The 20,532-nt window shown below is 71.6% G+C and carries 19 protein-coding genes; 6 read left to right on the top strand and 13 right to left on the bottom strand.

Annotated elements, in window-relative coordinates; all coding sequences use genetic code 11:
* Positions 1–66: 66 nt before the first annotated feature.
* Together BLV96_RS25460 and xrtP are read right to left on the bottom strand one after the other, a co-directional pair.
* Positions 67–1,443 (bottom strand): XrtP-associated glycosyltransferase, encoded by a 1,377-nt coding sequence (locus BLV96_RS25460; RefSeq protein ID WP_086672856.1) that lies wholly within the window; start codon positions 1,441–1,443, stop codon positions 67–69.
* A complete protein-coding gene (xrtP, locus tag BLV96_RS25455; RefSeq protein ID WP_208608320.1) occupies positions 1,440–1,949 on the bottom strand; it encodes an exosortase P in 510 nt (169 codons plus the stop codon). Before xrtP ends, BLV96_RS25460 begins: the two co-directional genes overlap by 4 nt.
* Before the next feature lie 360 nt (positions 1,950–2,309).
* Here xrtP and BLV96_RS25450 point away from each other — a divergent pair, with 360 nt between their 5' ends.
* From BLV96_RS25450 to wecB, 3 genes are all read left to right on the top strand, one after another.
* On the top strand, positions 2,310–3,080 hold the full coding sequence (locus BLV96_RS25450) for a choice-of-anchor protein CoaP (protein ID WP_086672858.1): 771 nt from the start codon (positions 2,310–2,312) through the stop codon (positions 3,078–3,080).
* A gap of 11 nt (positions 3,081–3,091) precedes the next feature.
* Complete coding sequence (locus BLV96_RS25445) at positions 3,092–3,271, top strand: LPXTG cell wall anchor domain-containing protein (protein WP_086672860.1); 180 nt, start codon at positions 3,092–3,094, stop codon at positions 3,269–3,271.
* Positions 3,272–3,367: 96 nt separating this feature from the next.
* On the top strand, positions 3,368–4,519 hold the full coding sequence (gene wecB, locus BLV96_RS25440) for a non-hydrolyzing UDP-N-acetylglucosamine 2-epimerase (protein ID WP_086672862.1): 1,152 nt from the start codon (positions 3,368–3,370) through the stop codon (positions 4,517–4,519).
* Positions 4,520–4,701: 182 nt separating this feature from the next.
* Here the strand turns inward: wecB and tsaD are convergent, their stop codons facing one another.
* From tsaD to tsaB, 3 genes are read right to left on the bottom strand one after another with little or no spacing between them, the layout of a single operon-like run.
* Positions 4,702–5,748: a tRNA (adenosine(37)-N6)-threonylcarbamoyltransferase complex transferase subunit TsaD gene (gene tsaD, locus BLV96_RS25435; RefSeq protein WP_086675597.1), complete on the bottom strand. Its 1,047-nt coding sequence runs from the start codon at positions 5,746–5,748 to the stop codon at positions 4,702–4,704.
* Positions 5,748–6,227, bottom strand: a complete 480-nt coding sequence (gene rimI / locus BLV96_RS25430; protein ID WP_086675596.1) for a ribosomal protein S18-alanine N-acetyltransferase — start codon at positions 6,225–6,227, stop codon at positions 5,748–5,750. Before rimI ends, tsaD begins: the two co-directional genes overlap by 1 nt.
* On the bottom strand, positions 6,224–6,889 hold the full coding sequence (gene tsaB, locus BLV96_RS25425; protein WP_086675595.1) for a tRNA (adenosine(37)-N6)-threonylcarbamoyltransferase complex dimerization subunit type 1 TsaB: 666 nt from the start codon (positions 6,887–6,889) through the stop codon (positions 6,224–6,226). Before tsaB ends, rimI begins: the two co-directional genes overlap by 4 nt.
* A gap of 99 nt (positions 6,890–6,988) precedes the next feature.
* Between tsaB and BLV96_RS25420 the strand changes: the two genes are divergently transcribed.
* The 3 genes from BLV96_RS25420 to BLV96_RS25410 all read left to right on the top strand — a co-directional run bounded on the left by BLV96_RS25420 (position 6,989) and on the right by BLV96_RS25410 (position 10,778).
* Complete coding sequence (locus BLV96_RS25420) at positions 6,989–8,413, top strand: acyl-CoA synthetase (RefSeq protein WP_086675594.1); 1,425 nt, start codon at positions 6,989–6,991, stop codon at positions 8,411–8,413.
* Positions 8,406–9,737, top strand: coding sequence for a carboxyl transferase domain-containing protein (locus BLV96_RS25415; RefSeq protein ID WP_086675593.1), 1,332 nt, complete (start codon positions 8,406–8,408; stop codon positions 9,735–9,737). Before BLV96_RS25420 ends, BLV96_RS25415 begins: the two co-directional genes overlap by 8 nt.
* Before the next feature lie 78 nt (positions 9,738–9,815).
* Positions 9,816–10,778, top strand: a complete 963-nt coding sequence (locus BLV96_RS25410; protein ID WP_086675592.1) for a serine hydrolase — start codon at positions 9,816–9,818, stop codon at positions 10,776–10,778.
* A gap of 21 nt (positions 10,779–10,799) precedes the next feature.
* On the opposite strand, the gene tsaE is transcribed toward BLV96_RS25410, so the two are convergent.
* The 8 genes from tsaE to glmS are packed head-to-tail and all read right to left on the bottom strand — an operon-like array spanning position 10,800 to position 20,215.
* Positions 10,800–11,261, bottom strand: coding sequence for a tRNA (adenosine(37)-N6)-threonylcarbamoyltransferase complex ATPase subunit type 1 TsaE (tsaE, locus tag BLV96_RS25405; protein ID WP_167379728.1), 462 nt, complete (start codon positions 11,259–11,261; stop codon positions 10,800–10,802).
* On the bottom strand, positions 11,258–12,355 hold the full coding sequence (locus BLV96_RS25400; protein ID WP_167379727.1) for an alpha/beta fold hydrolase: 1,098 nt from the start codon (positions 12,353–12,355) through the stop codon (positions 11,258–11,260). Before BLV96_RS25400 ends, tsaE begins: the two co-directional genes overlap by 4 nt.
* Positions 12,352–13,467: an alanine racemase gene (alr, locus tag BLV96_RS25395; RefSeq protein ID WP_086675590.1), complete on the bottom strand. Its 1,116-nt coding sequence runs from the start codon at positions 13,465–13,467 to the stop codon at positions 12,352–12,354. The genes BLV96_RS25400 and alr overlap by 4 nt, the downstream gene beginning before the upstream one ends.
* Positions 13,468–13,496: 29 nt before the next feature.
* Entirely contained in the window at positions 13,497–14,585 is a 1,089-nt protein-coding gene (locus BLV96_RS25390) for an ABC transporter ATP-binding protein (RefSeq protein WP_086675589.1), read from the bottom strand.
* A 3-nt stretch (positions 14,586–14,588) separates the two neighbouring features.
* Positions 14,589–16,019 carry a xylulokinase gene (xylB, locus tag BLV96_RS25385; RefSeq protein WP_086675588.1) on the bottom strand — a complete coding sequence of 477 codons (1,431 nt, stop codon included), beginning with the start codon at positions 16,017–16,019 and terminating at the stop codon, positions 14,589–14,591.
* Positions 16,009–16,842, bottom strand: a complete 834-nt coding sequence (locus tag BLV96_RS25380) for a DeoR/GlpR family DNA-binding transcription regulator (RefSeq protein ID WP_086675587.1) — start codon at positions 16,840–16,842, stop codon at positions 16,009–16,011. The genes xylB and BLV96_RS25380 overlap by 11 nt, the downstream gene beginning before the upstream one ends.
* A gap of 56 nt (positions 16,843–16,898) precedes the next feature.
* Positions 16,899–18,338 carry an NAD(P)H-hydrate dehydratase gene (locus BLV96_RS25375; RefSeq protein ID WP_086675586.1) on the bottom strand — a complete coding sequence of 480 codons (1,440 nt, stop codon included), beginning with the start codon at positions 18,336–18,338 and terminating at the stop codon, positions 16,899–16,901.
* Between the two features lie 17 nt (positions 18,339–18,355).
* Positions 18,356–20,215 (bottom strand): glutamine--fructose-6-phosphate transaminase (isomerizing), encoded by a 1,860-nt coding sequence (glmS, locus tag BLV96_RS25370; RefSeq protein WP_086675585.1) that lies wholly within the window; start codon positions 20,213–20,215, stop codon positions 18,356–18,358.
* Between the last annotated feature and the right edge of the window lie 317 nt (positions 20,216–20,532).

Raw genomic sequence — 20,532 nt, 5'->3', positions numbered from 1 at the left:
AAACCCCCAGGGTTCAGGTGCCAGACGGTCAGAACCTAACCAGAAACTCACGCCGGGGGTAAGAGCTCAAGCGTCGAGCGCGACCTTCGCCCCCGCCGCCTGCTCGGTGTTGCGCCGCGTCTTCGCCCAGCCGTTGCGGCCGCGGACCAGCCGGAAGAGCGCGCGCCACGACGTCACGTAGAACGTGTAGATGTACGCCGCGTACGCGAAGCCCAGCCCGATGCCGCGCAGGACGTTCCGGCTGCGCAGGCACTTCAGCTGGTAGATCGGGCCCCAGACGAGGAACGGCAGCAGCCCGAACGAGCCGTAGATGGCGAACAGGATCCACGCGCCGCCGGTGAACCACGTCCACATCTGCGCCGGGTCGCCCGCGGTGCTCACCACCAGCAGGATGAACGGGATCGGGTACAGCAGCGAGCCGAGCAGCTGCAGCCACGGCTGGGCGAGGTAGTACATCATCTCCGCCGCGCCGAGCGTGCTGACGTGCGGCGAATCCCAGATCCGGCGCAGGTAGCGGGCGCACTGCATGGTGCCCTGGCCCCAGCGCGTGCGCTGCACCAGGAACCGGCGCAGGCTGTACAGACCCTCCTGCGCCACATGGGAATCCGGGGTGAACCCGGTGCGCCAGCCCGCCGTCAGCAGGTGGACGCCGAGCTCGAAGTCCTCCAGCAGCGAGCCGCGCCACGGCTCCTCGGCGTCGCCCGCGATGGAGTCGAGGGCGGTGAGCCGGGTGAACTGGCCGTTGCCGCCCATGGAGATCGTGCCGGTGAAGCCGCGGGAGGTCTGGATCGCCGCGATCGCCGTCCGGAACTCCAGGTCCTGCAGCTGCGCGAGCTTCAGGCCGAACCAGCGGCCGACCGGGTTGCGCGACGGCGGCGGCGTTTCGACGTTGCTCATCCACACGTCGAGCTGGACCGCGCCGATCTCCGGGTCGCCGAAGAGGTGGTCCGCCGCGCAGACCTCCAGGCAGTTCGGGGCCGGGCGGCCGTCGGCGTCGACGACCACCACGACGACGTCGTCGCGCGACGCGTCCGAACCCATCCAGTCGTTGAGGGCCCGGTAGGCCGCGTTGAGCGCGTCCCCCTTGCCGGTCCGGGCTTCGGGCCGCACCCGCGGCACCAGGTGCAGGTACGGGTCGTAGCCGCCGTGGCGCCGCCACAGCATCCGGACGACGCGGGCGGTGCGATCCTCCGAGTCGTCGTCGACGACCCAGACGTGCGCCTTGCGGAACGTCGTGCGCAGGTAGCGGATCGTCTCGCGGATGACCGTCTGCTCGTCGCGGCACGGGACGAAGAAGTGCCACGTGAAGTCCGCGGGGTCGCCGACCGGCGCGGGCTTGCGGCGCAGGTACGGCACCACGATGACCACGACGTACACCAGGAACGCCACGCTCATCGTGAGCGCGAACGCCTGCGTGATCGCCAGCAGGACCTTGACGCTCATGCCTTCTTCTTCCGGGTGGCCAGCCAGACGAACAGGACGATCGAGACGGCGCCGCCGAACACGCTGACCATCGAGCCGAGCAGCGTGTGGCCCCAGTAGTAGCCCTCGTCGGTGCCGAACCAGTGCACCAGGCCGACGATCGTGAGAATGCGCAGCTGGTTCACCAGTACGACGACGAGTGCGGAAATACCGAGCGAAAAGAACAGGCGCTTCGCATTCGACGGCCGGAAATACAACATGGCCATGGTCACAACGACCAGCGGGAGCAGAAGGAACGCCGAAGAGCATTCCGGAGTCATTCTCAACCCGAATGGAGCAGCACTGCTCAACCCAAAGTAAACGGACTCCCGATCGGGTGCCACATAAACACCCGATGTAGTGATGACGTCGAGGATCGCGCCGGCCAGGCGCACTTCCAGTTCGCGGTAGAACCGCTCGGCCAGCACCACCACGACCCCCGCGGCCGCCAGCGCGCTCAGCGCTATGACCAGCGGAAACCTTGTCATGCCAGAGTTCGGAGCGCTCGCTACGGCCACGACGGTCCTCTCGGTGTCGGTTTTTCGTTCCAGCTGCGGACCCCGGGCGAGCGTAGGACATGTGTGCCACGCCTTTCCACTCGGAGGGGTGGAAAGGCGGCCCCATTCGGCTGGTTCTTCGCCGAACTTGTTACGCCGTTCGAGTGACGTCGGCACGACCAGCGGAAACGGCGTCGCGGAATACCCGATCCGGTGATTCGGGAAATTTCGTGTGCTATTCGCGCCGCTGTTCGCGATAGTCGATTCGCGTGCCGAGTCGAGGCAAGCCGGTTCGATCCGCGCCGCCGTCACGCGAACTCCAGGGAAACCCAGCGAATTTCGGAGGACCAGTTGAAGAAGAGCTCCCTCGTGCGCCGCGGCGGCCTGCTCGCCGCGGTCGTGGCGAGCTTCGTGCTCGCCGGCGCGGCCCCCGCGTCGGCCGCGCCCGGTGACGGGTCGGCGTACGGCGTGAAGGTCGACGTCAAGCTGCTCGGGCAGCAGGCGGTGAAGGCGGGCCCGCTCGCGGCCGCCAGCACCGCGGGCCCGACGACGAGCACGCTGGCGAGCGCCGCCGTGCCCGGCGTCCTGACTGCCGGTGTGATCGCGACCGAAGCCAAGCGCGACGACAACTCCGGCGCGGTGACCGCGAAGGCGACCACCGCCAACGTCGGCCTGCCGCTGCTCAAGGCCGCGCTCGGCGACGTCGGCATCAAGACCGTCGAGGCCGTGTGCACCGCGACCCAGGCGGGCGTCAAGGGCAGCAGCACGCTGGCCGACGCGAAGCTCGGCAGCGTCGGCACCGTCGACGCCAACCCCGCGGCGAACACGCAGGTCAAGGTCGCGATCGCCGGCATCAACATCGCGACGGTCATCCTCAACGAGCAGATCAAGAACCAGGACGGCAGCCTCACGGTCAACGCCATCCACGTGAAGCTGCTCGGCGGGGTCGTCGGCTCGCTGGGCTCGGGTGACGTGATCGTGTCGTCGGCGACCTGCGGGCCGGCCGCGCCGCCGATGCCGCTGGCGTCCGGCGCGGGCCTGTGGATCGGGCTCGGGCTGCTCGGCGCCGTCGCGGTGCCGGTCGGCACGCGCATCTACCGCCGGCGCTCCGCGCAGGCCTGAGCGAGGCCCGCATGTACAAGATGCCGGGCGCGGGCGTCGGCGTGGCCGGTGGCGGGGTGGGCACCCTCGCCGCCACCGGGGCCGACGTCGGGTGGTGGCTGGCCGTCGGCGTGCTCCTGGTCCTGCTCGGGACCGTCGCGCTGATCGCCGTCCACCGCCGCAACCGCCGTCTCTCCCAGGCGCGGGAGTAACGAAAAGGGCCGTCGGCGTGCGCCCCTCGCACGCCGGCGGCCCCTTTGGGAGATATTTGCTGGACACTGGGCTATGTGGAGAAGGGGCACCGCGGGGTGGATGTGATGTTGCTGGCCGGGACGCGGCCGGAAGCGCTCAAGCTCGCGCCGCTGGCGCTGGCGTTGGAGGCGCACCCCGCGTTGCGGCCGATCCTGGTCCACAGCGGGCAGCACGCGGGCATGGTCGAGCAGGCCCTCTCGCCGTTCGGCCTGGTCGCGGACGAGTGGCTGGACGTGCCGCCGCGCGTGACCGGCGGTCAGGCGGAGCTGGTCGCGGGCCTGCTGCCGGCGCTCGACGACGTCCTGCGCCGGCACGCGCCGGCCGCGCTCGTCGTCCAGGGCGACACCACGACGACGCTCGCGGGCGCGCTCGCCGCGTTCTGGCTGGGCATCCCGGTGGTGCACCTGGAAGCCGGGCTGCGCACGCACGACCTCACCGCGCCCTTCCCGGAGGAGGGCGCCCGGCAGATGGTGTCCCGCCTGGCGGCGCTGCACCTGGCCCCGACCCTCGCCGCGGCGGCCGAGCTGCGCGCGGAAGGCGTTGCACGGCAACGGATCGCGGTGACGGGCAACACGGTGGTGGACGCGGTGCTGGAGATCGCGGCGCGCGACCTCCCGGCGCGCGACACGGCACTGGCGTTGCTGGAGATGGAGATCGCGGAGGCGAGCGAGCGGCTGGTGCTCGTGACGTCCCACCGGCGCGAGTCGTGGGGCGAGCCGCTGGAGCGGACGCTCGCCGCGGTGCAGCTGATCGTGGCGGAGCACCCGGACGTCCAGGTGCTGTTCCCGGCGCACCCGAACCCCCAGGTCCGCACCCAGGTCGAGGCGGCGTTGGGCGGCCTGCCACGGGTGACGGTGACAGACCCGCTGGAGTACCCGGACCTGGTCCGAGCACTGCGGCTGGCGTCATTGGTGCTGACGGACTCGGGCGGCATCCAGGAGGAGGCCCCGACGTTCGGAACGCCGGTGCTGGTCCTGCGGGACGTCACCGAGCGAATGGAGGTCGTGGAGGCGGGGTGCGCGTGGCTGGTGGGCACGGAGACATCCCGGATAGCCGACACCGCAGCGCGGTTGCTGAGCGGCGAGCTACGGCCGGCCCAGGTCGGAAACCCGTACGGCGAAGGGAATGCGGCAGCGTTAGCGGTCGCGGCGATCGAAGAACTGCTGGGTGTAGGCGCCCCGGCGCACAAGCACGCAGCAGCTTCCTGACGAGCGAGACGCAAGGGGACACGCAAACCCAGGAATCTCGGAACCCAGACCCCCCGCAACCCCGATCCGAAGCCAGAACACGGCCGGCAGCGCCGGGTCAAGGCATCTTTCCCGCCTTGACGCGGTGCTGCCGGCCGTAGTCACAATGGGCGAGCGGGGTGGCGGGTCAGAGCCGAACCGCCCTAGAGCGAAACCACGCTCACCGGCAACGCCGGATCGGCACTGAAGTCCAACGGAGCAGTCGGCCGCTTGGCCGCAACAACATGCGCCCCCAAAGCGGCGATCATCGCACCATTATCGGTACACAGCCGAGGCCGCGGAACCCGCAACTCGATCCCCGCAGCAGCACAGCGCTCGGCAGCCAGCGAGGACAACCGCGAATTAGCAGCCACCCCACCAGAAATCACAATGGTGCCGATCCCCAACTCCTTCGCCGCGCGAACCGCCTTCATAGTCAGCACATCCGCAACGGCCTCCTGGAAGGACGCCGCAACATCATCCACCGGAATCTCTTCGCCGCGCCGCCCAGCGCCTTCGACCCAGCGCGCGACCGACGTTTTCAAACCGGAGAAGGAAAAGTCGTTCTTCGCATCCCGCGGACCGGTCATCCCGCGCGGGAACGCGATCGCCGCCGGGTCGCCGTTCTTCGCCGCCTTGTCGATCGGCGGCCCGCCCGGGTAGGGCAGGCCCAACACGCGGGCGACCTTGTCGTACGCCTCCCCCGCAGCATCGTCCACAGTGGACCCCAGCTCGGTGATCTCCGACGCGATGTCGTCGACGCGCAGAAGCTGCGTGTGCCCACCGGACACCAGCAACGCCAAGCACGGCGTCGGCAACGGCCCGTGCTGCAACGTGTCCACCGCGATGTGCCCAGCGAGATGATTGACCCCGTAGAGCGGCACGTCCAGCGCCGTCGCGTACGCCTTCGCCGCCGAGACACCGACGAGCAGCGCGCCCGCCAAACCCGGCCCGGCCGTCACCGCAATGGCGTCCACATCGGACAGCGAAAGACCGGCCGTGGCGAACGCCCGTTCAGTCGTCGGGACCATCGCTTCCAAGTGCGCACGGCTCGCGACTTCGGGCACCACGCCGCCGAAGCGCGCGTGCTGCTCGACGCTGGAGGCGACCTCGTCGGCGAGCAGCTCCACCGTGCCGTCGTCGTGCAGGCGGACCAGGCCGACGCCGGTCTCGTCGCACGAGCTTTCGATGCCCATGATGATGCGTGACATCAGCCCGCCACCTCGTCTCGCGTCCGCGCGGGGCGGACCATCGTGTACGCGTCGGCGCCGGAAGGCTGGTAGTAGCGCTTCCGGATGCCGAGCCGTTCGAAGCCGTGGTTTTCGTACAGCCCGAGCGCCGTCTCGTTGTCCGTGCGGACCTCGAGGAACACCGGCGCCTCGAACTCGTCGGCCCGTTCCAGCAGCGCCCGCAACAGCGCCTTGCCGATGCCCTGACCTTGGTACTCGGGCGCGACGCCGATGGTGTGCACGGTCGCCTCGTACTCGCCGCGGCGCCGCCCGACGACGGCCAACCCGGCGTACCCGAGCAGCTCGTCGCTCTCGTCCGGGCGGGCGGCCAGGTAGAAGTTGCCCATGTCCAGCTCGGAGTGGAACGCGCGCGAGCTCCACGGGTCGTCGCCGGGGAAGAGGATCTGCTCGATCTCGACGCACCGGGCGATGTCCCGGCGGCGCAGCGGCTCGAGTCTCACTGCGCGGTCACCCGTTTCGGCGCCGTCGGCTCGGCGGCGTCGGGACGGCGCAGGTACAGGGGGGTCAGCGGCGCGGGCGTTTCCTTCGCGAGCAACGCGGCGCGAGCGGCCTTCACGAGCCCGGCGGGCGACGGGAACCGCGGTTCGATCGGCCGGACGTCGAGCGCGTCGGCGTACAGCAGGGCGCCGTCACCCGCCGCGACCTTGACGTCGGTCTCGAGGTCGGCCGGCCGCTGGACGTGCGGGCCGTCGGTGCGGGTCCCGGCGCCGTCGTAGGCCGCCCAGTAGACCTCGCGGCGGCGGGCGTCGGTGAGGACGAGGAAAGCGCTGTCGCCCGGGGCGACGTCGGCGGCGAGCGCGTCGAGGCTGCAGACCGGGTACACCGGCAGGCCGAGCGCGTGCCCGAGGGCGGCGGCGGCGGCCATCCCGGCGCGCAGGCCGGTGAACGGCCCGGGGCCGACGCCGACGACGATCGCGTCGAGGTCCTTGAAGGTCACGCCGGCCGCTTCGGCGGCCGCCAGCGCGTGCGGCGTGATGAGTTCGCCGTGGGCGCGGGGGTCGACCGTGACGCGGTCTCCGCGCGTCTCGACCCCGCTGTCGTCCACCGCGACGACGCCCGCGGTCACCGCCGGGGTCGAGGTATCGATCGCCAGTACCAACACGGTAAGCAAGCGTACGACCAGGGTCTTCGGCCGCTTGCTGCAGGGGACTGATCCGCACGGTAACGTGCGGGACGAGTGCGACTCTGGGAGGTCCCCGCGGTGCCCGACCCGATGTTCCCCACCCTCTTGTCAGGTTCGGGCAAGGAAGCCCTCCGCTTCGGCGACCACGTTCTCACCTACGACGGCCTCGCCGCCGTCGCCGGCGGGCTCGCCGCCGAGCTGCCGCGCGGCCGCGTCGCCGTCTGGGCGACCCCGACCGTCCACACCAGCGTCGCCGTCGTCGCCGCGCTGCTGGCCGGCGTCCCGGCCGTGCCGCTCAACCCGAAGATCGGCGAACGCGAGCTCGCGCACATCCTCGCCGACAGCGAGCCCCAGCTGGTGCTCGCCGAACCCGGCGTCGAGCTGCCCGCGGGCCTGGCCGGCCTGCCGCGCCGCGACATCCCGCTGACCGGCGAGAAGACGCCGCTCGCGGCCGAGCCGGACCCCGAGGCACCCGCGCTGATCGTCTACACGTCGGGCACCACCGGGCCGCCGAAGGGCGTCGTCCTTCCCCGCCGCTCGCTCGCGACGACGCTCGACGCGCTCGAAGACGCCTGGGGCTGGAGCGCCGATGACGTCCTCGTGCACGCGCTCCCGCTGTTCCACGTGCACGGCCTGATCCTCGGCATCCTCGGCCCGCTGCGCCGCGGCGGCTCGGTGCGCCACCTCGGCCGGTTCTCGACCGAGGGCGTCGCGCGCGAGCTGGCGAACGGCGCGACGATGCTGTTCGGCGTCCCGACCATGTACCACCGCATCGCCGGCGAAGTCGGCACGGACACCGCGCTGGCGGACGCCCTGCGCGGCGCGCGCCTCCTGGTTTCCGGGTCGGCCGCGCTGCCGGTGCACGACCACCAGCGGATCACCGCGGCGACCGGCCAGCAGGTCGTCGAGCGCTACGGGATGACCGAGACGCTGATGAACACGAGCGTCCGCGCCGACGGCGAACGCAAGCCCGGCACGGTCGGCGTGCCGTTGAGCGGGGTCGAACTGCGGCTGGTCGGCGAAGCCGGCGAAGTGATCGAGGACGTCGAGACCGTCGGCGAGATCCAGGTGCGCGGGCCGAACCTGTTCACCGAGTACCTCAACCGCCCGGACGCGACCGAAGCCGCGTTCGACGGCGGCTGGTTCCGCACCGGCGACATGGCCACCCGCGACCCCGACGGCTACGTGAAGATCGTCGGGCGCAAGGCGACCGACCTGATCAAGAGCGGCGGCTACAAGATCGGCGCGGGCGAGATCGAGAACGCGCTGCTCGAACACCCCGGCGTCGCCGAAGCCGCCGTCACCGGCGAGCCGGACGACGACCTCGGCGAGCGGATCGTCGCGTGGATCGTGCCCGACGGGGAGCCGCCGTCGGCCGAAGAGCTGGCCGACCACGTCGCCAAGCTGCTCGCGCCGCACAAGCGCCCGCGGGTCGTGCGGTACCTGGACGCGTTGCCGCGCAACGACATGGGCAAGGTCATGAAGCGGGCGCTCGGTGTCTAGGCAGCCGGCGCGCGAAGTCGTCGGCGCGATCGCGAACGGGTTCACGGAGTTCCCCACGCCGTTGCGCGACGAACCGGCCGACGGGCCGATCAACTGGCCGGGCTACCGCGCCGCGCGCGCCGCCGCGGAGCAGCGCACCGGCGAGAAGGAGTCGGTCGTCTGCGGGACGGCGAAGATCGGCGACGTCGAAGCCGTGCTGATCGCGTTCGAGTTCGGGTTCCTCGGCGGCTCGCTCGGGCAGCGCACCGGCGACCGGATCGAGGCCGCCTTCGCGCACGCGCGCGATGCGCGACTCCCGGTCGTGTCGCTGATTTCGACCGGCGGCAGCCGCATGCAGCAGGGCATGCGCGCGTTGCTGCAGCTCCAGCGGGTGGCGCGGGCGGCGGCGTTGACGCGGTCGATGGGCATCCCGCAGATTTCCGTGCTGCGCGACCCGACGACCGGCGGCGGCTGGGCGACGCTCGGCGCGGGCGCCGACGTCATCCTCGCGCTGCCGGACGCCCAGGTCGGCTTCGCGGGTTCGCGGGTGCGTCCGGCCGGCTCGCCGGAGGCGTACACCGCCGAAGCGAAGCTCGAGTGGGGTCAGGTCGACACGATCGTTTCGCCGGACGACCTCGGCGTGACGCTGGAGCGCTGGCTGCGGCTGCTGACGGCCCGTTCGACGGCGGCGGCTCCCCCGCCTTCCGCGCTTCGAGCGGCTTCGCTGCCGTCGACGGGCTGGGAAGCGGTGCAGGCGGCGCGATCGCCCCGGCGGCCGCGGGCGGTCGAGTACCTGGACGCGTACTTCGACTGGCGCGAGGACGTCAGCGGCGACCGCGCCGGCGGCGTCGACTCCGGGGTGGCGTGCGGTTTCGGCTGGCGCGACGGCCGGACGATCGCGTACGCGGCGCAGTGCGGCACGCCGACGTCACCCGCGGGCTTCCGGACGGCGGCGCGGCTGGTGCAGCTGGCGTCCCGGCTGGGGATCCCGGTGCTGACGCTGGTGGACACGCCGGGCGCGGCGAACGACGCGGCGGCCGAGCAGTCGGGCGCGGGCGGCGCGATCGCGGCGATGTTCGAGGCGGTGGCGACGGCGTCGATCCCGGTGACGACGTTGGTGATCGGCGAAGGCGGCTCAGGTGGGGCGCTGGCGTTCGCGGCACTGGGGTCGACGTGGGTGGCGCCGGACGCGTACTTCTCGGTGACGTCCCCCGAGGCCGCGGCGGCGATCCTCAAGCGGCCGGCTTCGGAGGTCCCGGACATCGCCAACCAGCTGCACCTGCGGCCTCAGGACCTGGTGGACCTGGGGGTCGCCCGCGCGGTCGTGAGTGAGAAGCAGGGTTAGAACACTGTTTCCCACTCACGAGGTCCGTGGTTGGATCTTGCGATGGGGTATCGACTCAACAGGCGAGCGGCGTTCGGTGTGGGGACCGCTGTCGTCGCCGGAAGCGTTCTGACCGGCTCTCCCGCGTTCGCGCAGGAAGCAGACATCGAGGCCAGCCCGGCCACCCCGGACCGGGCCAGGCAGAAGGTGAAGCGCGTCTACGACGACGCGGCCGCCGAGGCGGGCGGCACCTGGAACTCCTACATCAGCGTGGCCGACCAGGTGGCCGTCGACGTGGCGTCCGACGAGGTCGTCGAGGCCTACAGCGTCAACAAGGTGGCCGTCGCGGTCACCTTGATGGACAAGATCGACCGTGGCCTGCTCACGCTGGACCAGCAGGTCCAGGTGCCGGAGAGCATCGTCGTGCCGGGTGGCGACGGCATCATCATCCTGGACAAGGCGTACCCGAGCGCGTTCACGCTGGGCCACGTCCTGTCGCTGTTCCTCACGGTTTCGGACGACACGTGTGTCCGGCTGGTGGGGCTCGTGGTGCCGGCGGCCGAGATCAACCAGATCCTGGTGAGCAAGGGCTTCCCCAAGACCCAGGTCACGCCGGTGGCCAACCCGAACCGCTACTTCCTCGGCCAGACCACTCCGCGCGAGACCCACGACCTGCTGAAGGCGCTGGTCGCGGGCACGTTGCTGAGCCCGGCGTCGACGGAGTACCTGCTGTCCATCCTGCGGTCGCAGGTGGCGTTCACCGACGGCATCCGCCGGGAGATGTCGTCCGCCGACCGGGCGAGGATCGCCACGAAGGCGGGCTGGCTGAACGACGGCCGCAACGAGGCGGGGATCATGTTCGACGCCGCGGGCAAGCCCGTGGTGATCTACTCGATGTTCGCCCACGGCCAGGCGAACCCGGACGACTTCGGGGCCACGCACCCGGTCCGGCAGGCGAGCGCGAAGATGGGACCGAAGTTCCTGCGCGCGGTCGACAAGATCGCGGGCGCCGGCACCAAGGCCTTCCGGGCACCGGCCTACCGGCAGTACAACGGCGGCTGAGGGCGGCGACCTGGTGCGGACCTACACCCGCACCAGGTCCGGCACCCGGCCGGCCCAGGTGCCGTGCGGTTCGAGCGTCACCTCGCGGACGTCGTCCTCGCGGCGGTCCAGCCGGACCACCAGGTAGTCGGAAGACAGCCGCTCCGCGGACCCCTCGCCCCACTCGACGACGATGGCCGAGCGCTCCAGGTCCGTGTCCAGGTCCAGGTCGTCCAGCTGGGACAGGTCCCCGCCCAGCCGGTACGCGTCCACGTGCACCAACGGCACCCCCGGCGCACCCGCCGGGTGGACGCGGGCCAGGACGAACGTCGGGGAGCTCACCCGGCCACCGACACCGAGACCGTCCGCGATGCCGCGCGTCAGCGTGGTCTTGCCCGCGCCGAGCGGGCCCGCCAGCAGCACGAGGTCACCGGCGCGCAGCGCGCGGCCGAGCACGCGCCCGAAGTCCATGGTCTCTTCGGGCGTGGGAAAAACGAACGTCAACGCTGCCACCACCAGTTTCGCCGGGACGAGTTTTCGCCGTCCACACCGGAACAGCGTTGCAGGAGATCGATCAGATGGCTGTTCACCAGCTCCGGCTGCTCGAGCTGGACCATGTGGCCGGCGCCGCGGACGCGGACCAGCTCCGCGTCGGGCAGCTCGGCCGCGATCCGCTCGGCGTGCGAGAACGGCGTGAACCGGTCCGAATCGCCGCCGATGACCAGCACTTCCGCGTGCTTCAGCCCGGCCAGCGCGGCGTAGCGGTTGTGGCTGCCGAGCGTGTCGACGAAGTTCACGAGCCCGCGCACCGGCGTCACTTCCAGCATCTCGAGCATGAAGTCGACGAGCCGCGGTGCGACGTCGCGGCTGCCGAACGCCAGCCGCCGCACGGCCTGGCGCGTCAGCTGGCCGCCCGCCGCGCGGACGAACTCGACCAGCCCCGGCTGCCAGCCGGCGAGACCGCCGGCGGCGCGCGTCAGCGGGTTGTACTTCGAGAGCAGCGAACGCGGCAACCCGCGTGCGCCCACTTCGCCCGCCGCCGTCGCGATGAAGGCAACACCCTCGACCCGCTCTTCGAACAGCTGCGGGAACTCGGCGGCCAGCTCCATGATGACCATGCCGCCCATCGAGTGCCCCATCAGCACGATGGGTCCCTCCGGGACCACCGACCGCAGAACGACGTCGAGGTCGCGTGCGAGCTGCTCGATCGTCGAGTTCTCCGCGGACGCCGCGCCGGACAGGCCGTGGCCGCGGTGGTCGTAGTACACCTGACGCACGCGCGGCAGCCTCAGGGAAGCCAGGTCACGGCGCTGGAAGTGCCAGCAGCGCCGGGAAAGCGCGAAGCCGTGCACCCCCACGACAGTCAGTTCCGGCTTGCCGCCGTCCTCCGGGTCGATCTCCTCGACCGAAAGCGGCGTGCCGTCCTCGGCCGCGACCGTGGAGGCACGGTCCGGCTTCAGCTCCCCCAGCGGCTCGTCCACGTACGGATCCTCACTGTGCCGCCGCTGCTGCGCGGCGACGATAGCGGCGGCGGCGGTCCCGGTGGCGAGGGCTCCGACCCCGCCGGCGATGGCCAGCAGTCGTCGTGAAGGTGTCACGAGCGTTCCCCCGGATACCGGCGCCGGACCCGCGGGCGGTACATCGAAGTCACGATCTCGTAGTCGATGGTGCCCAGCTTGTCGGCCCATTCCCGGGCCGTGGGCTCGCCGTGCGCGCCGGCCCCGAACAGCACGACTTCGTCACCGACGGCCGGTTCGTAGTCACCGCAGTCGACCACCAGCTGGTCCATGCAGACGCGTCCGGCGACCGGCCGCCGCTGCCCGCCGAGCCACACGTCCATCCGCCCGGACAGCGACCGCGGGACGCCGTCGGCGTACCCGGCCGGGACCAGCGCGAGGTTCGTGTCGCGCGGAGCCGTCCAGGTGTGCCCGTAGGACACCGACTCCCCGGCTTCGACGCGCTTGACCAGCGCTACCGCGGACCGGAACGTCATGGCCGGGCGCAGGTCTTCGGCCTGCGGCACCGGGTTCAGCCCGTACATCGCGATGCCCGGGCGCACGACGTCGAAGTGCAGGTCGGGCCGGGTGAGCAGGGCCGCGGAGTTCGCCAGGTGCCGCTTCGGGTCGAGCCCGGCGGCGCGGGCGACGTCGTAGGCCTCGGCGAAGCGCTTGGCCTGCAGGTCGGTCGCCGGGTGGTCCGGCTCGTCCGCGCACGCGAGGTGGGACCAGATCGCGACGACGTCGACCCGCGGTTCGGCGGCCGCCGCCTCGACCAGCTCGGCCCAGGCGGCCGGCGGGCAGCCGTTGCGCGAGAGCCCGGTGTCGATTTTGAGGTGCACACGCGCTCGGGTACCCGGCTTCGCGGCACTGGCGATGCGGTGTAGCTCACCCAGCGAACTGGCCGCCAGGTCGACGCCGGCTTCGATGCCCGGCGCGAAGTCGACGTCCGGGGTGTCCAGCCAGCTGAACAGCCGGGCCGTGATGCCGGCTTCGCGCAAGGCGAGGGCTTCGCCGAGCGAACAGGTGCCGAGCCAGCCCGCGCCGGCCTCGACCGCGGCGCGCGCCACCGGCAGCGCGCCGTGGCCGTAGGCGTCGGCCTTCACCACGGCCATCACCTCGGCGCCGGGCGCGCGGGCGCCCAGCAAGGTGAGGTTGTGGCGGATCGCGTCGAGGTCGATGTCGACCTGGGCGCGGGGGAAACTGGAAGACATAACGCCTCCCAGTTTCCCATGACCCGAGGTCAGGGCAGGCGCAGCCCGGACGTGGCGGAGAACACGTGCAGCTCGTCGGGGCGGATCCGCAGGTTGAGCGTGTCGCCCATGGCGGGCGGCGTGCGCGGGTCGACCCGGGCGACGACGTTCGACTTGTTGTCGGCCGCGTCGGTCTCGGCGAGCTTGCCGTAGACGTAGGCGTCCGAACCGAGCTCCTCGACCAGCTCCACCTTGATCGGCAGGGTGCCGTCACCGGTGGCGACCTCGAGGGCCTCCGGCCGGAAGCCGAGGGTCACGGTGTCGCCGTCGGCCGCGGCGATGGTCTCGCGGGTCAGCGGCACGCGCGCGCCACCGACCTCGGCGCCGTCCGCCGTCAGCTTCGCGGTCACCAGGTTCATCGCCGGCGAGCCGATGAAGCCCGCGACGAAAGCGTTCGCGGGCCGGTCGTACAGCGCGCGCGGGGTGTCGCACTGCATGAGCAGGCCGTCCGAGAGCACCGCGACGCGGTCACCCATCGTCATGGCCTCGACCTGGTCGTGCGTGACGTACACCGTGGTGACGCCGAGGCGGCGCTGCAGCGCGGCGATCTGCGTACGCGTCGAGACACGCAGCTTGGCGTCTAGGTTCGACAGCGGCTCGTCCATCAGGAAGACCTGCGGCTCGCGCACGATCGCGCGGCCCATCGCGACGCGCTGGCGCTGACCGCCCGACAGCGCCTTCGGCTTGCGGTCCAGGTACTGCTCGATGTCCAGCAGCTTCGCGGCCTCGAGGACCTTCTGCTTGATCTCGGACGCGGGGCGGCCGGCGATCTTCAGCGCGAAGCCCATGTTCTGGGCGACCGTCATGTGCGGGTACAGCGCGTAGTTCTGGAACACCATCGCGATGTCCCGCGAGCGCGGCGGCAGCTGCGTGACGTCGCGGTCGCCGATCCACACGGCGCCGTCGTCGATGTCCTCGAGGCCGGCGAGCATGCGCAGGCTGGTCGACTTGCCGCAGCCGGACGGGCCGACCAGCACCAGGAACTCGCCGTCCGCGATCTCCAGGTCCAGCGCGTCGACCGCGGGACGGTCCGAACCGGCGTAACGCCGGGTCGCCTTGTCGTAGGTGATGGAAGCCATCGGTCAGTCCTCTCCGAGATTCCGCCGGACCCCGTGCGCCGCTTCGCGGGCTTCGAGGTGGCGCTGCTGGATCCGGTGGCCCTCGGCGCGCTGCGCCTCGGTCGGCTCGTCCAGCTCGAGCCGGAGCTTCTGGTTCTTCTGCCAGGACGGGGGTTCCGCGCTGGACGTCAGGGCCCAGGCCGCCTGGCGCGCCGCCCCGATGGCGACGTACTCGGCGACTTCGGGCAGCTGCACGGGCACGCCGAACACCAGCGGCGCGACCGCGCGGACGGCGGCCGACTGCGCGCCCCCGCCGATCAGCAGGACACGGTGGACGTCGATGCCGTGCGCGCGCACCGCGTCGAGCCCGGCGGCGAGGCCGCAGAGCATGCCTTCGACGGCACTGCGCGCGAGGTTCTGCGGGGTCATGTTGTCCCTGGTCAGCCCGCTCAGGGAGCCGGTCGCGCCGGGGAGGTTCGGGGTGCGCTCGCCGTCCAGGTAGGGCAGGAAGGTCAGGCCGCCGGACCCCGGTTCGGCGGTCAGGGCGAGGCGGTCGAACTCGCTCAGCGTCGCGCCGAGCATCGACGCCGTCGCGGTCAGGACGCGGGCGGCGTTGAGCGTGCAGGCCAGCGGGAGGAACCGGCCGGTCGCGTCGGCGAACCCGGCGACCTCGCCGGACGCGTCCGCCGCGCCGGCCTCGGCGACGCCGAACACGGTGCCGCTGGTGCCGAGCGAGACGACGACGTCACCGGGCGTGAGTTCGAGCCCGAGCGCGGCGGCCATGTTGTCGCCGGTGCCCGCCGAGACGAGCACGCCGTTCGCGGTGTGCCCCGCGGCGTCGGCCGGGCCGAGCACGGTGGGCAGCTCCGGCGTCCGGCCGCCGAAGGCGTGGCTCAGGACGTCGAGGCGGTAGGCGTTGTCGGACGGCGAGAAGTAGCCGGTGCCGGACGCGTCGCCGCGGTCGGTGACCGGGTCGCCGCCGGTGAGCTTCCAGGTCAGCCAGTCGTGCGGGAGCAGCACGCGGGCGACGCGGTCGGCGAGCTCGGGCTCGTTGTCGGCCAGCCAGCGCAGCTTCGTCACGGTGAAGCTGGCGACGGGCACCGAGCCGACGGACTTCGCCCAGACCGACGGGCCGCCGAGCTCGTCGACGAGGTCGAGGGCCGAGCGCGCGGACCGGGTGTCGTTCCAGAGCAGCGCGGGCCGGACGACCTCGCCGGCTTCGTCGAGGGTGACCATGCCGTGCTGCTGCCCGCCGACGCCGATGGCCTTGACGTCGTCGAGCAGGCCCTTCGTGGCCTCTTGGAAGGCGTCCCACCAGGCGGCGGGGTCGACTTCGGTGCCCTCGGGGTGCGGCGCGCGGCCGGTGCGGACGATTTCGCCGGTTTCGGCGTCGCACACGACGACCTTGGTCGACTGCGTGGACGAGTCGATGCCGGCGACCAGCTCAGCTGTCATAGGGCTGCCCCTCTGCGACGTGTTCGACGATCTCGATCGTGGTGCCGGCGTTGAGCGCGGCTTCGATCTCCTCGGTGGGCGTGGCTTGGCCGGTGATCAGCAGGTCGTAGTCGCCGACGTCGCCGTGCGCGTAGGTGGCGGTGCGGCCGAACTTCGAGTGGTCGACCACGAGGACGTTCTGGTTCGCGACCTTCAGCGCGGCCTTCTTGAGCTCGGCGTAGTCGCGGTCGGGGTGGAAGAGCCGCCCGACGGCGACGGCGGTGACCGAGACGAACGAGACGTCGGCGCGGATGGAGTCGAGCAGGTTGAGGACCTCGGGACCGGCGCAGGAGTCGTACTCCGGCGAGTACCGGCCCCCGGCGAGCACGACGTCGTTCTTCGGGCCCAGCAGGCGCGCGGCGTGCAGCGAGTTGGTGACGACGGTCAGGGCGTCGATCTCGGCGAGGCGCTTGACCAGCGGGAGGAGGGTGGTGGAGTCGTCGACGAAGACGGTCTGCCCGGGTTGGACGTGGTTCGCGGCGGCTTCGCCGAGGGCGTCCTTCTCGTCGTGGTGCAGCGTGTCGCGGAAGCGGGCGGCGCTCTCGATGGTGAGCGCGGGGTAGGCCTCGACCTTGCCGCGCAGCTTGCGCAGGAGGCGGCGCTCGGCGAGGTCGTCGAGGTCGCGGTGCATGGTCATGAGGCTGACCTTGAAGCGGCTGGTGAGGTCGTCGATGCGGGCTTCGCCGTGCTCGATGACGTGGTCGAGGATGTCCTGCCGCCGCTGTTCGACGACGGCATCGGACGGCCGGGTCTTCCGGTCTCCGGGTGCTGTGCCGCCGCTCACACGGCATTCTTACCAGATTTAACGCCCGGAGTTAACAGAGAACTCGATAACTCTTCTCAGGACGTTAGAGAGCGGATCGCCCGGATCGCCTCCGGTATCGCGTAGACCAGGCCCGATGCCGACGTCGGGGCGTTCTGGGCCGCGATCGCGCCCGCCAGCGAGTGCACGTGGGCCGCCGCCGAGGCCGCCAGCCACGGGTCGAGCCCGGCCGCCAGCAGGGCTCCGACCAGGCCGGACAGCACGTCGCCCGAGCCCGCCGTCGCCAGCCAAGCGCCGTGCGGCTTGTTCACCGCGACCCGGCCGTCCGGAGCCGCGACCACCGTGACATGGCCCTTCAGCAGCACCACCGCGTTGTACTTCTTCGCCGCTTCGCGCGCCGCCGTCACGCGGTCCGCGCCCGGCGCCCGGCCCATCAGGCGCTCGTACTCGCCCGCGTGCGGGGTCAGGACCAGCGGCGTGTCCGGGTCGCGGGCGTCGAGGACGTCCGGGGACTTCGCGATGATCGTCGTCGCGTCGGCGTCCGCGCAGACCGGGACGCCCTGGCCCAGCACGTACCGCAGGACGTCACGCCCCTCCGAACCCGTGCCGATGCCCGGCCCGACCGCCCACGCCTGCACGCGGCCCGCGTCCGCGACCGTGCCCGTCGCGATGATCTCCGGCCACTGCTGCCGGACGACGTCGGCCGCGTGGCCCGCGTAACGCACCATGCCCGCCGTCGCGCGGACCGCCGAGCCCGCCGCCAGCACCGCCGCGCCCGGGTACGTCGCCGAGCCCGCCGCGATGCCCACGACACCCTGGCTGTACTTGTCGTCCTCCGGGCCCGGGACGGGCCACGCGGCGGCGACGTCGACGATGTCGAGCCGGCGCAGATCGGGTTCGGTGAGTTCGAGACCGATGTCGACGAGGACGACCTCGCCGCAGTGGGCGGGCGCGAGCGCGTGCACCGGTTTGAGCGCGCCGAACGTGACGGTTTTGGCGGCCCGCACCGCGGGGCCGTCGACCGCGCCGGTGTCCGGGTCGACGCCGCTGGGCAGGTCGACCGCGACGATCGGGGCCTCGACGAGGTCGACGAGCCGCGCGGCGTCCGGGCGCAGCGAGCCCTTGCCGGAGATGCCGATGATGCCGTCCACGACGACATCGGCGCGGGCGATCCACTGTGGACCGTCCTCGGCGGGCACCGCCCGGCCGCCGGCCCGCTTCAGGGCGGCGAGGCCTTTGGCGTGCGTCTTCTCGGGCTTGAGCAGGATCGCCGTGACGGCCACTCCGCGCCGGCGCAGGAACGCTCCGGCCCAGAGCGCGTCACCGCCGTTGTCGCCGGAGCCGACCAGCAGCACGACCCGGCGGCCGGAAACGCCGCCGGCGTGGTCTTCGAGGAAGTCCGCGAGCTGTACCGCGAGCCCGAAGGACGCCCGCCGCATCAGCTCGCCTTCCGGCGTGACGGCGAACGCCCGCCCCTCCGCTTCGCGAATCCGTTCCGTGGTCCAGATTCCCTGCACGGCGAGGCCTCCAGCGATTACTCGACTGTGACGGACTTCGCCAGGTTACGCGGCTTGTCGACGTCGTACCCGCGGGCGCGGGCGATCTCCGCGGCGAGCACCTGCAGCGGCACCGTGGAGACGAGCGGCTGCAGCAGCGTCGGCACCGCGGGGACCTCGATGAGCTCGTCGGCGAACGGCCGGACGGTCTCGTCGCCCTCTTCGGCGATCACGATCGTGCGAGCACCGCGTGCCTGGATCTCGCTGATGTTCGAGACGAGCTTCGAGTGCAGCACCGCGCGGCCCTTGGGCGAGGGCATCACGACGACGACCGGCAGGCCCTCTTCGATCAGCGCGATCGGGCCGTGCTTGAGTTCGCCGGCCGCGAAGCCCTCGGCGTGCATGTACGCGAGTTCCTTGAGCTTCAGCGCGCCTTCGAGGGCGACCGGGAAGCCGACGTGGCGGCCGAGGAACAGCACCGCGCGCGAGTCGGCGATGCGCCGGCCGAGGTCGCGCGTCTGCTCCACAGTGGACAGTACTTTCCGGACGGCCGCGGGCATGGCCTCCAGCTCGGCGAACTCGCGGGCGACCTCGTCCGGGTACTTCGTGCCGCGCGCCTGCGCCAGCGCCAGGCCGACCAGGTAGTTGGCCGCGATCTGGGCGAGGAACGCCTTCGTCGAGGCGACGCCGATCTCGGGGCCGGCGTGGGTGTAGAGGACGGCGTCGGACTCACGCGGGATCTGCGCGCCGTTGGTGTTGCAGACGGCCAGGACGCGCGCCTTCTGCTCACGCGCGTGCCGGACGGCTTCGAGCGTGTCCGCCGTCTCGCCGGACTGGGACACGGCGACGACGAGCGTGTCGCGGTCGAGGACCGGGTCGCGGTAGCGGAACTCGGACGCCAGCTCGACCTCGACCGGCAGCCGCGTCCAGTGCTCGATGGCGTACTTCGCGACCAGGCCGGAGTGGTAGGCCGACCCGCAGGCGACGACGAAGACCTTGTCGACGTCACGCAGGTCCTGGTCGGAGATGCGCTGCTCGTCGAGGATGATCCGGCCGGACTCGAAGTGGCCGCGCAGCGTGTTGGCCAGCGCTTCGGGCTGCTCCTCGATCTCCTTGAGCATGAAGTACTCGTGGCCGCCCTTTTCGGCGGCGGAGAGGTCCCAGTCGACGGTGAACGGCTTGGCCTGGGCGGCGTCGCCGTGGAAGTCGGTGACCTCGTAGCCCTCGCGGGTGATGACGACGAGCTGGTCCTGGCCCAGTTCGACGGCCTCGCGGGTGTGTTCGATGAAGGCGGCGACGTCGGAGGCGACGAAGTGCTCGCCTTCCCCGACCCCGACGACCAGCGGCGACGACCGCCGCGCGGCGACGATGGTGTCCGGCTCGTCGGCGTGCGTCACGACCAGGGTGAAGGCCCCTTCGAGACGGCGGCAGACAGCGGCGACGCTCGCGGCGAGGTCGCCCTTGGTGTCGCCGTCGGTGTAAGCGCGGGCGACGAGGTGCGCGGCGGTCTCGCTGTCGGTGTCGCTGGCCATCTCGACGCCATCGGCTTCCAGCTCGGCGCGGAGGCCGGCGAAGTTTTCGATGATGCCGTTGTGCACGACGGCGACGCGCTGGGTCGTGTCCCGGTGTGGGTGCGAGTTGCGGTCGATCGGCGCGCCGTGGGTGGCCCAGCGGGTGTGGCCCATGCCGGCGGTGCCGCTCATGGTCTCCCGGCCGACCTTGTCGAGCTGGGCTTCCAGGTTGGCCAGGCGGCCGGCCTTGCGCTCGACGGTCAGTTCGCCGCCGTCCAGCACGGCGATGCCGGCCGAGTCGTACCCGCGGTACTCCATGCGCCGGAGCCCGCCGAGGACGACGTCCAGAGCCGGGCGGTGCCCGACATATCCCACGATTCCACACACGCGCTCCAGCCTAACGAGGGATATTCGGCGGGTTGATGGGGTCCGGAAAGGGGTTTTGACCTGCGAGGATCGTTGTGGTGGTGGTCCGGACCAATGCCTCCGTCACCCACATGTGTGGCCTCTGGTTCCCGCCACCCCGAAGCCCGATTGTGACTACGGACGGCAGCGCCGCGTCAAGGCGGGAAAGATGCCTTGACCCGGCCCTGCCGTCCGTGTTCTGGCTTCGGATCGGGGTGGGGGGGGGAGGGTCTGGGTGGAGTGCCTGTTGTGCTCTCCTGCTGCCGGTCTTGCCTGGGGCAGCTAAAGCTGCGGCCTGA

Source organism: Amycolatopsis pretoriensis, assembly GCF_900107925.1.
In the GTDB taxonomy this organism is placed as follows: Bacteria; Actinomycetota; Actinomycetes; order Mycobacteriales; family Pseudonocardiaceae; genus Amycolatopsis; species Amycolatopsis pretoriensis.
This window is presented reverse-complemented; position numbering and strand designations above follow the sequence as displayed.

Coding starts and splice junctions, on each gene's coding strand:
- BLV96_RS25460 (WP_086672856.1), bottom strand. CDS start 1,443: ATGAGCGTCAAGGTCCTGCTGGCGATCACGCAGGCGTTCGCGCTCACG.
- xrtP (WP_208608320.1), bottom strand. CDS start 1,949: ATGACAAGGTTTCCGCTGGTCATAGCGCTGAGCGCGCTGGCGGCCGCG.
- BLV96_RS25445 (WP_086672860.1), top strand. CDS start 3,092: ATGTACAAGATGCCGGGCGCGGGCGTCGGCGTGGCCGGTGGCGGGGTG.
- tsaD (WP_086675597.1), bottom strand. CDS start 5,748: ATGTCACGCATCATCATGGGCATCGAAAGCTCGTGCGACGAGACCGGC.
- alr (WP_086675590.1), bottom strand. CDS start 13,467: ATGTCTTCCAGTTTCCCCCGCGCCCAGGTCGACATCGACCTCGACGCG.
- BLV96_RS25390 (WP_086675589.1), bottom strand. CDS start 14,585: ATGGCTTCCATCACCTACGACAAGGCGACCCGGCGTTACGCCGGTTCG.
- xylB (WP_086675588.1), bottom strand. CDS start 16,019: ATGACAGCTGAGCTGGTCGCCGGCATCGACTCGTCCACGCAGTCGACC.